Raw genomic sequence first — 12,681 nt, 5'->3', positions numbered from 1 at the left:
GGCAAGCACCCGTGTCCCCCGTGACAGTGGACCCCGCCCCCCGGGCGGGGTCCACCGCGTTTGCGCCCGGCCGGGGGCCGTGTGTCAGAGTGGAGCGCCGCCCCCATCCCCCTCTCCCCTGTGAGCTCCTTCCCCCCGAGAGTGATGCAGTCCACGACGTTTCCTCCCCGCACCGCGGATCTGTTCACCCAGGGCCTGGAGAACCGCCCGGGCTCAGCTCTGCTGCGCTTCGGCGCGGCGCGGCGACGGTCGGCCGACCGGCTCAGCTGGGCCGGTACCGGCGCCGTGGCCTGGCTCGACGGCCCCCGTGGCCATGTGTGGAGCGTTGGGGAGCCGGTGCCCGCCGCCGGGCTGGTGCTGGGCGCGGCACAGCGCCTGCCCGACCATGTGAGGGAGTTCACCGGCCCCCGTGGCACCGACGCCCTGGTCTCCCGCCATCTGCCACTCGCCGATGTGGTCGAGTGGGTCTTCCGCTGGACGCCGGACGAGCCGCCCGCCCATCCGGGTGAGGGGCGGGTGGCCGAGCTCGGCGAACACCACCACGAGGAGCTGCTGGCCTTCCTGCGGGAGCACAGCCCGGGCCATTCGACCGGCCCCGGCTCCGCCGGTATCAGCCTGTGGGCCGGGATCCGGGACGAGGACGGGCGGCTGGTGGCCTGCGGTGCCCTGAGCAGTCTGCGGGACAGCGGCGCCCCGCTGATGGCGTCCGTGGCGACCGACGCCCGGCTGCGCGGCCAGGGGCTCGGCGCGGCGCTGACCTCCTGGCTCACCCGGTACGCCGTACGCCGGTACGGCTTCTGCACGCTGTGGCAGCTCGCCGACAACGCCCCCGCGATGCGGCTCTACACCCGCCTCGGCTACCGCGACGAGGACCTCTGCGTGGCCGCGCGGATCGCCGCGCGCTGATATCCCCGGCCGGGGATACGGCACAGGCTCCGACCGGCGACACCCCGATCCCGAAACCCGGCGCACCCCGGCAAGCGGCCGACCCCGTGATGTGATGTCCGCACGGTGTTCACCCGACGGACACCGGAGCCACGTCAGCACGCCTGCGTACACACACGTCTTCGAGCCGCGAGAGATGGAGTGACGCCATGCCGGGCGCCCTGTCACGCCGTTCCGCCCTTTCCCTCCTGGGAGGGGTGATGGCCGTCGCCGCCACCGATGGGAGCGGCTGGCCTGCGGCCGCCGCCGCGCCCGCCGCCGGCCCCCGGTCCGCCGCCGGGCCCGCCGCCGAACCCGGCTCGCGGGTGGACTCCCTCCTCGGCCGGATGACCCTCGAGGAGAAGCTCGCACTGCTGCACGGCGCGAAGGATCCCCACAGCCTCGGCCAGGCGGGGTACACCCCGGGCGTCCCCCGGCTCGGCATTCCGCCACTGCGGCTCGCGGACGGGCCCGCCGGCGTACGGGTCACCCGGCATGCCACCGCGCTGCCCGCGCCGGTGCTGCTCGCCTCCGCCTTCGATCCGGCCCTGGCGCGGGAGTACGGGCGCGCCATCGGACGCGAGGGCCGTGCGCTGGGCCAGGATGTGCTGCTCTCCCCCATGGTCAATCTCATCCGCACCCCGTACGCCGGGCGCAACTTCGAGACCTTCGGCGAGGACCCCCTGCTCGCCTCCGAGCTGGTGGCCGAGGAGGTGGGCGGTATCCAGGGCGAGGGCCTGATCGCCACCGTCAAGCACTTCGCCATGAACAACCAGGAGCACGCGCGGGAGTCGATCGATGTGATCGTCGACGACCGGGCGGCGCGGGAGATGGAGCTGCCGGGCTTCGAGGCGGCCGTACGGGCGGGTGCGGGGGCGGTCATGGGCGCCTACAACAAGGTCAACGGGGCCTTCGCGTGCGAGAGCGGGCCGCTGCTGACCGGGGTGCTGCGCGAGGACTGGGGCTTCGACGGCTGGGTGATGACCGACTGGCACGCCGCCCACGGCACCGCGGCGGCCCTCGGCGCCGGGCTCGACATGGAGATGCCGGACGGAAAGTACTTCGGCGACGCCCTGCGGAAGGCGGTGGCCGACGGGACCGTACCGGAGGCCGAGGTGGACCGCGCGGCCGGCCGCGTCCTGACCGTCATGGACCGCTTCGGGCTGCTGGACGGCGGCGCCCCGCCGCGGCCCGGCCGGGACCCGGGAGCCGGGGCGCGCACCGCGCTGAAGGTCGCCACGGCGGGCGGCGTCCTGCTGCGCAATGAGCGCGGCACACTGCCGCTGACCGGGTCCGCCGCCCGGTCGATCGCCGTGGTCGGGCCCACCGGCTCCATCCCCTTCGTCAGTGGCGGCGGCAGCGCCCATGTGGTCCCCGACCACGCCGCGAGCCCGCTGGAGGCGATCCGGGAGCGTGCCGGGAAGGGGGCCCGGGTGGACTACGCCCTGGGCGAGGACGTGTTCGGCAAGAAGATCCCGGCCTCCGCGCTCTCCCCGGCCACCGGGCTGGAGAAGCGGAAGGTGGCGGCGGGCAAGAGCTGGGCGTACGAGGGCGCCCTCACCGTGGCCGAGGCCGACGAGTGGACGTTCGTCCTGCACTTCAGCGGCCCGCCCGCCGGCCGCCCGAAGGCGCTGCTGGACGGCGAGGAGCTGTTCCCGTTCCGGCCCGGCCTGGGCGAGTACTTCACCGGTGGCTTCGTCAGCGCCGCCCCGGACGGCCTCGCCGTGCGCCGGGCGGCCGTCAAGCTGACGGCGGGAAGGCACCGGCTGAAGGTCACCGCCAAGGGCGGTGGAAAGGGGCTGACCTTCCGGCTGCGCCGCACCACCTCCGCCACGCGCGCCGCCGATGTGGCCGAGGCCGTGCGCGCCGCCCGCGCCGCGCACAGTGTGGTGCTCTTCGGCTACGAGGACGCCACCGAGGGCAGGGACCGGACCACCATCGCCCTCCCCGGCCACCAGAACGCGCTGATCGCCGCCGTGGCCAAGGCCAATCCGCGCACGACCGTCGTCCTGAACACCTCCTCGTGCACCTCGATGCCCTGGCTGAAGCGCACCGGCGCCGTTCTCCAGATGTACTACCCCGGCCAGGAGGGCGCCGCCGCCACCACCGCCCTGCTCTTCGGCGACGCCAATCCCGGCGGCAGGCTCACCCAGTCCTTCCCCGTCTCCGACGACCGCCACCCGATGGCCGGAGACGCCCGGCGCTACCCCGGGGTGAACGGCCGTGAGGAGTACTCCGAGGGCATCCATGTCGGCTATCGCTGGTACGACGCCGAGGGGGTGCGGCCCCTCTTCCCCTTCGGCCACGGCCTGTCGTACACCACCTTCGGCTATGCGGGGTTGCGGTTGCGACGGCGCGGAAGTGGTCTGGAGGCGGCCTTCACCGTGCGCAACACCGGGCGGCGGGCCGGGGCGGAGGTGGCCCAGGTGTATGTGGGGCCCTCGCCCGATCTGCCGCTCGACCAGGCCGAGCGGGCGCTGGCGGGCTTCCGGCGGGTCCATCTGCGGCCCGGCCAGGCGCGGAAGGTGACGGTGCGGGTGGCCGCCCGGGCGCTGTCCGCATGGGACTCCGAACGCCATGGATGGGTACTGGGCACCGGGCGCCGGACCGTGGAAGTGGGCTCCTCCTCGCGCGATCCGAGGCTGCGGGGGCAGATCGAGGTCCGCCATGGGGCCTGAGCGGCCACGGCCGTCGTCGCATCGGACTACGCTAGTATCGCGCGTATGCAACTAAAGGCGCACGCAAGTAATCAGGCATCGACGAAGGAGCTCCGTGCAGATCGACCTTTCCGGTAAGACCGCCCTGGTCACCGGCTCCACGCAGGGCATCGGATTCGCCATCGCCGCCGGGCTGGCGCGGGCGGGCGCCCGTGTCGCCGTCAACGGGCGCCGGCAGGAGTCCGTCGAGGCCGCCATCCAGAAGCTGGAGGAGGACACGGAGGGCGGCTCGTTCGTCTCCGCCCCCGGTGACATCACCACCGAGGACGGCGCCCGCCAGGTCACCGGCGCCGTGCCGGACGCCGATATCCTGGTCAACAACCTCGGCATCTTCGGGGCCACTCCGCCGCTGGAGATCGGCGACGACGAGTGGCGGCGCTACTTCGAGGTGAACGTCCTGGCCGCCGTCCGGATGATCCGCACCTACCTGCCCGGGATGAAGGACCGCTCCTGGGGCCGGATCATGAACGTGGCCAGTGACTCCGCCGTCGTCATCCCCGCCGAGATGATCCACTACGGGATGTCGAAGACCGCGCTGCTCGCGGTCACCCGCGGCTTCGCCAAGGACGCGGCCGGCACCGGGGTCACGGTGAACTCGCTGATCGCAGGGCCGACCCACACCGGCGGGGTCGAGGACTTCGTGTACGAGCTGGTGGACCCGGAGCTGCCCTGGGACGAGGCCCAGCGGGAGTTCATGGCCAAGCACCGGCCGCAGTCGCTGCTCCAGCGGCTGATCGAGCCCGAGGAGATCGCCAATATGGCGGTCTACCTGAGCTCCACCTTCGCCTCGGCCACCACCGGCGGAGCCGTGCGCGTGGACGGCGGCTACGTCGACTCGATCCTCCCCTGACACCCGCCGCGGCGCCTTCCCGACGCCTGCTCCGGCGCCCCCTGATCCCCGCTTCCGCGCGCCCTTCCGGTGGGAACCGTTCCGCGTGGACCGGGGTCCCTAGGGAGCGAAGAAGCAGACGACCTGGGGGGTTCTGTTGAGCAATGACGCACTTGCGCATCCTGACCGCATCAGAGCGAGCCACTGGATCACCGTCCTGATACGGCAGTTCCCCGAGCTCCAGGCGGAGTTGACGCCCTCCCCGCACCGCCCCGGCCTCGGTCGGCAGCGGGGAGGCACCGACCGCCGCGGGCCCTCGGAGCCGTTGCGCCTGCGGGTCTCCGACACCGTACGCGACATCACCGACGGCGTCGTGGAGCTGGAGGAGGCCGTCCACGACCGGCTCGGGCTGCCGCCCACGGGCAGGGGCACGGTCGAGGTCAGACTGGCCCGTCTCGCGGGGCTGCTGGAACGAGTCGAGGCCGACCCGTTGCTGATGCGCCATCTGCTGGACGAGATCAGCGGAATGGCGCGGCGCTGCGCGGGCGCGCTCGGGGACGCCGAGCCCGTGGTCCGGCTGAGCGGCCGGTGCCCGCTGTGCGCCTCGGTCTCGCTGCGGGCCTTTCCGCTGCGCCGGGCGGTGCTGTGCATCAACCCCGGCTGCCGCTGCCCGCACACCGCGTGCGGCTGCCACGCGGACCGGGCGCATCGGCACTCCTGGCCGGAGGGCGAGTGGGCGGAGCTGGTGGCCGGTGGCGCGCTCGCCCTGGAGGAGATCACCGCCGCCCTGGACGAAGGTTCCACGGTCGTGGCGGTGAGCCGATGAGGACCACACAGGCACCCGAGTATCCGTTGCTGACCGCCGCCGTGGCCGCCGTGGAGGTGGGCGTCACCCCGGCCACCATCCGCAAGTGGGTGCAGCTGAAGCATCTGCGGCCCGCGGGGCGTCAGGGCAAGGCGTTCCTCTATCGGCTGGAGGATGTGTTCGCGGCCGAGCGGGCCACACGACGACGTACGTGACCTGCGGGGCCCATGGTCATCTCGGCATAAGTGACGACAAGTGGTTGTCAATGGGCGTCCGGTGCATCACACTTGATGCCAGCGGCGGAGCTGTGCCCCCTGGAGGGCCACGGCCCCGCCGCTTTTCGCTGTGCGCAGCCCCTGACCACAGCAAGGAGTGCGCGCATGACCGAGCCCTTGGTGATCTTTCCCGACGTCGAACGCCTCGTCGTCGAGCATCTGAAGAACCGCCCCGAACTGGCCGGGGTACTCGTGGACAACCGGACCCCGCCGGACTTCGACGGAACGCAGAAGGCCGTGCTGGTCTCCCGGGCGGGTGGCGTCTGGGTCGAGGACATCCATCTGGACCAGCCGCTGGTCGACCTCGAGGTGTACGGCCCGGACAAGCCCACGGCCCACACCGTCGCCACGGCCGCCCGGACGGCGCTGTTCACCGTGCGCGGCACCACGTTCGGCACCGCCTGTGTCACCGATGTCTCCGAGGTGGACGGCCCCCGGTGGCTGCCCGACTACCAGCACGCCGCGGCCAGCCGCTATCTGTCCACGGCCCGGCTCTCCATCCGTCCGGCGTAGGCCACGCACCAGCCGACCGCTCGCCCTCATCACCACGCCACAAGGAGCAATCGCATGCCCGGAATGAACCCCAATGAGATCCGTGTCGCGGGGACCGGCCGCATCCTGACCGCCCCGCTCGGCACCGCCGTCCCGGCCGATGTCTCCACAGCCTGGGCGACGGGCTGGAAGGACCTCGGGTACACCACCACCGACGGCATCAAGTTCAACAAGAAGGACAAGATCGACCCGGTGGACACCTGGCAGTCGGTCAGCCCGGCCCGCTTCGTCTACTCCGACCGCGACCTCACCGTGAAGTTCCAACTGCTCCAGCTCAACGAGGACACCCTGCCGTTCTTCTTCGGCGGCGCCGTGGTGACGGAGACGGAGGCCGAGTCCAAGGTGTACCGCTACGAACTCGCCGCCGAGCCGAAGAAGGACGAGCGGATGCTGGGCGTGGAGTTCGCGGACGGCGATGTCATCAAGTACCGGTTCGTCCTCCGCCGCGGCCAGGTCACCGAGACCGAGGAGCTCCAGCTCACCCGCACGGCCGCGGTCCGGCTCGGGGTCACCTTCACGGCACTGGCCGTCGACAACGACACCCCGCTGGCCACCTGGCTGATGAACGACCCGGCGTTCGCCGGATCCTGACCCCCTCCCCGCCACGTCGATCGCGAAGGAGTCGCCGCCATGGCCACGTTCAACGTCAACGCCGCCCGCGCCCAGCGCTTGGAGGCGCTCGGCCTGACCTGGGACTTCGAGGTGGACGGGGAGACGTTCTCCCTGCCCACCGAGATCCCCCGCCGCTCGGCGCACGCGCTGGCCGAGCTGAAGGACAACGACCTGGACGGACTGCTCGCCCTCCTCATGGGCGAGGAGAGCTACCAGCGGCTGTGCCAACACGAAGTGAGCGTGCAGGACATCGCCGCCATCCTCGAGGCGTACGGCCAGGACACCGGGCTCGGCGTGGGGGAAGGCTGAGCCTCGGCGCGCTCGTGGAGGAGCACGCCGAGGCTCTGGAGGCCGATCTGCTGCGGTACTACGGCGTCGACCTGCTCGACTGGCACCGCGAGACGCTGTCCTCGCGGCGCCTGGCGGTCCTGGTGCGCCACCTTCCACCGGACTCGTCGTTCGTCCGGGCGCGGGAGGGCGAGGCCGCGGAGTGGGGGCTGACGGACCATCTGCTGGCGGCGGTCGTGGACCACTTGGCGATCGCCAACTGGATGTTCGCGTCGGCCAACCGGGACGAATACGCGGACCCGCCGGAGGCACCGGTGCCGGTACCCCGCCCGGGGGCAACCGACATGTCCGACGGCCCGCCCGCCGACCGAGCCGCCGACGACCACGCGCCGACGGCGGCGGAGTTGGCGCGGTTCTTCGGGTGACCCCGCGCAGGAGGGTACGTGAGCGATTTCCAAGAGCGCACCGAGACGGCCATTGTCCAGCTGAAGCGGGGCATGACGGCCACCAACGCCACGCTCGCGCGCATGCAGAAGGAGCAGGACAACTTCATACAGACCTACAAGCCGAAGGTCGAGCCGGGGCTCGGCAAGTCCGATCTGGCCGGCGTCCTGGGGGCCGTGGCCGCGGCGAGCATCGGGTTCTCCCTGCTGAAGGTCGATGAGACCGGGGTGTTCGTGGCCGGCCGCCAGGTCGTGACATGGCGCCATATGCGCACACCCGATGAGCGGTTGCAGGTCGCCGAGCGGAAGCTGGAGCAGCGCACCGACCGTCTGCAAGGCGCCGTGAACCGCTTCCAGGAGCAGTTGGAGCGGGTCGAACAACGCCGCCGCGATCTGGAGGAGACCCGGCAGCGCCGCGCCCAGCCCGGCGGCGACAGCCGCGCGCTGTACGGCGAGCAACGCTTCCGCGAGGAGGCGCTGAGCCGGGAGTTGCGTGCGCTGGAGGGGGCGGAGCGCCGCGCCCAGCAGGCCCGGGGGAGGGTCGAAGGCAGCCGGCAGCGAGTCGTGTCGGCAGCGCATCGCATCGCTGAGGCCGAGCAGGAGGCGAGAAACGCGCGCCGGGAGACCGCCAACCATATGAACGCCCTGGACCAGGGGATGCGGACGCTGGAAACGCGGGCAGCGAGCCTTCGGCGTGAGCTCGGCTCCTGAAGCCGCCGCTGTCCCCACACCGAGGAGGATGCTATGTCGCTCGTGGCCGCCCTGCGGTCGTCCGTCGGCGCCCTGCGGAACTTCACGACCTCGGCTCGCCAGGCCGATACCACCGTCGCCAGATTGCGTGGCTCCGTCACCGGGGCATCCGGCGCCGTGGGCCGTATCAAAGGCGACGTGGACAAGTCGGCCAACTCGATGCGCACCCTCCAGCGGGAAGCCAACGCCGCCGAACGCAGCGTGGCCAAGAGCGGCCGCTCCATGACCACCGCCGGCCGCAGCGCGGCGACCGGGGGTGGGCTGATGGGGCGGATGAAGACGGGGCTCCAGGGGGTGACCACGGCCCAGAAGGGCCTGAACACCGCCATGAAGTCAAACGTGTTCGGTGCCATCATGGCGCTGCTGATGCCGTTGATCATGAAGCTCGTCGACATGGCGATGCAGTCCAAGACCGTCCAGCGCATCGTCCAGGCCGCCTTCAAGATCATCGGTCAGGTCATCGGCTCCACCATGCGCGTGGCGAAACAAGTGGTGCAGACGACCTGGAACGGCATCAAGACGGCGTTCACGGTCGTGCTGAAGGTCATCTGGACCGTCGTGAAGACGTACTTCAACATCTACAAGACCATCATCACCACGGTCATCCACGCCATCATGGCCGTGGTCCGGCCCCTGCTGTCCTTCTTCTCGGAGCGGATCCCGGGCGCCTTCCGCTCCGCCCGCAACGGCATCCAGCGCGCCTTCAACGGGCTGGCGGGCATCGTCCGGGGTGCCTTCAGCGCCGTACTCGGGGCCGTGCGCGGGCCGCTCAACGGGGTGATCGGGCTGGTCAACCGGGCGATCGGCGCACTGAACCGGGTCAAGGTCTCGGTGCCCTCCTGGGTGCCGGGGATCGGTGGCCAGTCGTTCGGAGTCAACATCCCCACCATTCCCACGCTCGCCCAAGGCGGCATCGTGCTGCCGCGCCCCGGCGGCACGCTCGCGCTGCTCGCCGAGGGCGGGCAGGCCGAAGCCGTGCTGCCGCTGAACCGGCTGAGCACCCTGCTCGCCCGCACCGGGCCCGCGCCCGCCCTGGCGGGATCCGGCAGGCCGGGTGGCGGATTCGTCATCGAGCACTACCACGAAGCCCCGGGCGGCAGCGCCCGGCAGACCGCCGAGGATCTGATGTTCCTGATGAAGGCGAGGGGGTGACATGGCGGACGAGACCACCACCACCGAGCCGGGGCCGCTCATCACCACCGATGGGCAGGTGCAGTGGGCGGGGCTGCTGATGGGCCCCGGCACCGACTACTGGATCGCCGCCGAAGGGCTCACCGGCTGGGAGGAGTTGCCCGCGCTGGACACCTCCGACGCGGACCGCCCCGTCGGGCACGGCGGCTGGCCCGGCTCACAGTGGGCACAGGCCCGTACGGTCACCGCGCAGGTGTGGTTCGCCCCGGACCCGGACGCCGGGCCGGAGGCCGTGCGGGACGCGCTGCGCACGCTGCGTGCCGCCACCGCCGTACGCGACGAGGAGGAGTGGCTGGCCGTACGCCTGCACGGCGAGACGCTGGCCGTACGGGCCCGGATCACCCAGCGCGTGGTCCCCACCGACCGGCAGTTCGCCGCGAGCCGCCTCGCCAAGATGACGCTTCAGTGGAAGGCGAGCGATCCACGCCGCTACGAGGCGGTGGGGCGGCGGGACACCGCCGGGCTCCCCCAGCCGGAGGCGGGGCTGACCTGGCCGCTCAGCTGGCCGCTGGCCTGGGGCGCGCCCGGTTCCACCGGCGATCTCGCGGTGGAGAACGACGGCAGCGCACCCGCCCATCCGGTGATCACCTTCACCGGGCCGTGCACCCGGCCGCGGCTGGCCAACCGGACCAGCGGCGACTGGCTGGAGTACGCGATCACCCTCGCTCCGGACGACGAACTGGTCGTCGACACCGCCGAGGGGACCGTGATGTTCAACGGCACCGCGTCGCGCCGCCACACCGCCACACCGGGCAGCGCCCCGGAGGAGTCGTTCACCCTGCCGTCCGGGACCTCGCAGCTGTCCTTCCGCGCGGCGTCGGGAGGGGAGGGAGCCACCGCCACGATCACCTGGCGCCGCGCCGAGTGGTGACGCGCCGTGCCGCCCCATCATCCGTTCCGATCCTCAACCCCCGTACGACCACAAGGAGTTCTCCGATGACCGTGGGAGCCGTCTTATGACCGTCCGTTCCGCCTGGCATCTGCCCACCGGCCAGACCCGTGAGGACACCCGGCTGGCCGTCAGCCTCGGCGTGGCGTCCGCCGGACCGCTGCTGACCCGGGCCGGATGCGTGTTCGGCGGGCTCCAGCTCACCGGCACCACCGCCACCGGTATGCAGGCCAAGCTCTCCCCGGGCCAGGTGTGGATCCCGGGAACCTCCACCGGCTCGCAGGGCGGCTATCCGGTCACCGTCGACTCCGACACCCTGCTGACCGTCGCCGACGGGCACTCCAGCCTGCCCCGGGTGGACGCGCTCGTGGTGCGGGTCTACGACACCGACTACGACGGCTCCGGCAAGTACGAGGCCACCCTGGAACTCCTCCAGGGCACCCCGGCCGGCTCCCCCACCGCCCCGGCCGTGCCCAAGAACGCGGAGCTTCTCTACGAGATCGCCGTCCCCGCCGGGGCGTCCGCGGCCAAGGGCATCACCTGGGCCTCCGCCATCACCGACCGCCGCCGCTACACCGCGGCGCTCGGCGGCATCGTCCCCGCCGCGGGCGGCGCGCCGCACAACGGGGCGTATGCCGGGCAGTACCGCGACGCGGGCGGCCGGCTGGAGCGCTGGGACGGCGCCCAGTGGGCGAAGTACATCCCGGACGCCGTACTGCGGCACACGGCGGACTGGGGAGCCACCACCTCAGCCACCTATCAGGAGATGCTCACCGACACCGTCGCCACGCTCACCGCCACCTTCACCGCCCCGGCGTCCCGGTGGGTGTCCATCACCTTCGGCGCCTTCACGGCCGCCGACGGGGGCGCCACCGCATACACGTCGTTCCGGCTCAGGACGCAGAGCGGTACCGAGGTGCTCGCCCCGTCCGACGACCGCGCGGCGATCCTCGACGGTGCCGGGCGGGCCTCGATCTCCACCTGTTTCCCGGTGGGGGGCCTCACCCCGGGCGCCGTCTACACGGCGACCGCCGCCTACCGTTCCTCGATCGCGGGGACGCGTGTGCACTTCGACAACCGCTTCGTCCGCGTGGACCCGGTGGCGTGAGGCGCCGTGGACGCCCGTTACCGCGCCGTCTTCACCGATCTGCGCACCGACCAGGCCATCGATGTGCTGCCCCTGCGAGAGGTGGAGTACGACGACTACCTCGGCAAGCCGGGATCCCTGACCGCGACCCTTCCGGTGCCCGACGCCCGGATGGCCCGGCGGGTGCGGGAGCTGGTGGAGGGGCGCACCGCCGTCTATCTGGAGCGGGGCGACGAGGTCTGCTGGGGTGGCATCGTCTGGACCCTGACCCCGGCCACGGACGACCGGGGCCTCACCACGGTCGGGCTTCAGGCGGCCACGTTCGACTCCTACGCGGGCCGTCGCTACATCCGCGCCAATCTGAGCTTCACCGCGCTCGACCATCTGGAGATCGTCCGCCGGCTGTGGGACTACATGCAGGGGTCCGAGGGCGGCCACATCGGTGTGGAGTACGCGCCGACGGCCCCCACCGCGGCCCGTACGGTGGCCTACAGCGACGGTGACGAGACCCTGGTGGAGGAGGCGATCGGGCAACTCGCGGCGATGGAACCGGGTTTCGAGCACCGCATCGCGGTGTACCGGGATCCGGTGACCGGGCGGCGGGTGAAGCTGCTCCAGCTGGGCTCTCCGACGATCCGGGTGGGCAGCCAGCCGGTGATGCTGGATCTGCCGGGAGATGTGCTGTCGTACTCCTTCCCCCGCGACGCCACGCGCGGCGGGACGACCGCGCGGGCCAGGGGCGGCACCCCGGAGGGCGGGGCGGGCGGCCCGGTGATGTCCGGGGAACAGGTGGCCGAGGATCTCCTCGCGGCCGGGTTCCCCCGCCTGGACACCTCGTCCGACCACAGCAATGTCACCGACAAGGCGACGCTCGACGCGTTCGCCCGGTCCGAACTCGCCGCTCTGCGCGGCACGGTGGTCATCCCCTCGGTGCGGATCCGCCTCGGCTCGGGCACCACGCCCGCGCTGCTCGGCACGACCGTGCGGCTGCGCATCAAGGACGTGTGGTTCTCCGAGGGGCTGGACGCCCGCTACCGCGTCGTCGGCATCAAGGTCACCGCCCCGGAGCGGGGACGTCCGGAGACCGCCGATCTGTATCTGGAGGAGGCAGACTGATGGCGAACCTGCCCGAGGACATCGTGGACCGGATCAGGGCCCTGGAACGTCAGGTGCACCGGCTCACCACCTACGTCAACAGCAAGCCGGGCGGAGCGCCCGCGGCCCTGGCGGCCACCGAGCCGCCACCGCCGCAGGCCCAGGGAACCTCCGGGGAGGAGCCGCCACCGCCCGGCGGCACGGCGACGGGCTCCTGACGTCCG

Annotated in this window: 15 protein-coding genes; all 15 read left to right on the top strand. The window is 72.1% G+C overall.

Going from position 1 to position 12,681, the window contains the following annotated elements:
- The first annotated feature begins 144 nt into the window (after nt 1–144).
- The 15 genes from KHP12_RS46665 to KHP12_RS46595 all read left to right on the top strand — a co-directional run bounded on the left by KHP12_RS46665 (nt 145) and on the right by KHP12_RS46595 (nt 12,675).
- Nucleotides 145–906 carry a GNAT family N-acetyltransferase gene (locus KHP12_RS46665; RefSeq protein WP_210608941.1) on the top strand — a complete coding sequence of 254 codons (762 nt, stop codon included), beginning with the start codon at nt 145–147 and terminating at the stop codon, nt 904–906.
- A gap of 239 nt (nt 907–1,145) precedes the next feature.
- Nucleotides 1,146–3,602, top strand: a complete 2,457-nt coding sequence (locus KHP12_RS46660) for a beta-glucosidase family protein (protein WP_246643296.1) — start codon at nt 1,146–1,148, stop codon at nt 3,600–3,602.
- A gap of 94 nt (nt 3,603–3,696) precedes the next feature.
- A complete protein-coding gene (locus tag KHP12_RS46655) occupies nt 3,697–4,491 on the top strand; it encodes an SDR family NAD(P)-dependent oxidoreductase (protein WP_086881882.1) in 795 nt (264 codons plus the stop codon).
- 136 nt (nt 4,492–4,627) lie between these two features.
- Complete coding sequence (locus KHP12_RS46650) at nt 4,628–5,296, top strand: hypothetical protein (protein ID WP_211834633.1); 669 nt, start codon at nt 4,628–4,630, stop codon at nt 5,294–5,296.
- The gene (locus tag KHP12_RS46645) at nt 5,293–5,490 is read left to right on the top strand and encodes a helix-turn-helix domain-containing protein (RefSeq protein WP_037953897.1); all 198 of its coding nucleotides are present in this window, start codon (nt 5,293–5,295) and stop codon (nt 5,488–5,490) included. Before KHP12_RS46650 ends, KHP12_RS46645 begins: the two co-directional genes overlap by 4 nt.
- Before the next feature lie 165 nt (nt 5,491–5,655).
- Complete coding sequence (locus tag KHP12_RS46640; RefSeq protein WP_086881881.1) at nt 5,656–6,063, top strand: hypothetical protein; 408 nt, start codon at nt 5,656–5,658, stop codon at nt 6,061–6,063.
- A gap of 54 nt (nt 6,064–6,117) precedes the next feature.
- Nucleotides 6,118–6,693 (top strand): phage tail tube protein, encoded by a 576-nt coding sequence (locus KHP12_RS46635; protein WP_037953891.1) that lies wholly within the window; start codon nt 6,118–6,120, stop codon nt 6,691–6,693.
- A gap of 39 nt (nt 6,694–6,732) precedes the next feature.
- The gene (locus tag KHP12_RS46630) at nt 6,733–7,023 is read left to right on the top strand and encodes a hypothetical protein (protein WP_086881880.1); all 291 of its coding nucleotides are present in this window, start codon (nt 6,733–6,735) and stop codon (nt 7,021–7,023) included.
- Nucleotides 7,024–7,037: 14 nt separating this feature from the next.
- Nucleotides 7,038–7,427, top strand: coding sequence for a hypothetical protein (locus KHP12_RS46625; protein ID WP_078559265.1), 390 nt, complete (start codon nt 7,038–7,040; stop codon nt 7,425–7,427).
- Nucleotides 7,428–7,445: 18 nt separating this feature from the next.
- The gene (locus tag KHP12_RS46620; RefSeq protein ID WP_086881879.1) at nt 7,446–8,156 is read left to right on the top strand and encodes a hypothetical protein; all 711 of its coding nucleotides are present in this window, start codon (nt 7,446–7,448) and stop codon (nt 8,154–8,156) included.
- 33 nt (nt 8,157–8,189) lie between these two features.
- Complete coding sequence (locus KHP12_RS46615) at nt 8,190–9,347, top strand: phage tail family protein (RefSeq protein ID WP_086881878.1); 1,158 nt, start codon at nt 8,190–8,192, stop codon at nt 9,345–9,347.
- Nucleotide 9,348: 1 nt separating this feature from the next.
- Nucleotides 9,349–10,257, top strand: coding sequence for a phage distal tail protein (locus KHP12_RS46610; RefSeq protein ID WP_086881877.1), 909 nt, complete (start codon nt 9,349–9,351; stop codon nt 10,255–10,257).
- A gap of 85 nt (nt 10,258–10,342) precedes the next feature.
- Nucleotides 10,343–11,383 (top strand): hypothetical protein, encoded by a 1,041-nt coding sequence (locus tag KHP12_RS46605; RefSeq protein ID WP_086881876.1) that lies wholly within the window; start codon nt 10,343–10,345, stop codon nt 11,381–11,383.
- A 6-nt stretch (nt 11,384–11,389) separates the two neighbouring features.
- The gene (locus KHP12_RS46600) at nt 11,390–12,478 is read left to right on the top strand and encodes a hypothetical protein (protein ID WP_086881875.1); all 1,089 of its coding nucleotides are present in this window, start codon (nt 11,390–11,392) and stop codon (nt 12,476–12,478) included.
- Entirely contained in the window at nt 12,478–12,675 is a 198-nt protein-coding gene (locus KHP12_RS46595; protein ID WP_086881874.1) for a hypothetical protein, read from the top strand. Before KHP12_RS46600 ends, KHP12_RS46595 begins: the two co-directional genes overlap by 1 nt.
- Nucleotides 12,676–12,681: the final 6 nt, after the last annotated feature.

The sequence above is a fragment of the Streptomyces asiaticus genome (genome assembly GCF_018138715.1).
Lineage (GTDB): Bacteria > Actinomycetota > Actinomycetes > Streptomycetales > Streptomycetaceae > Streptomyces > Streptomyces asiaticus.
Note: the sequence above shows the minus strand (reverse complement) of the source record. Positions and strands in the feature narration are given on the sequence as shown.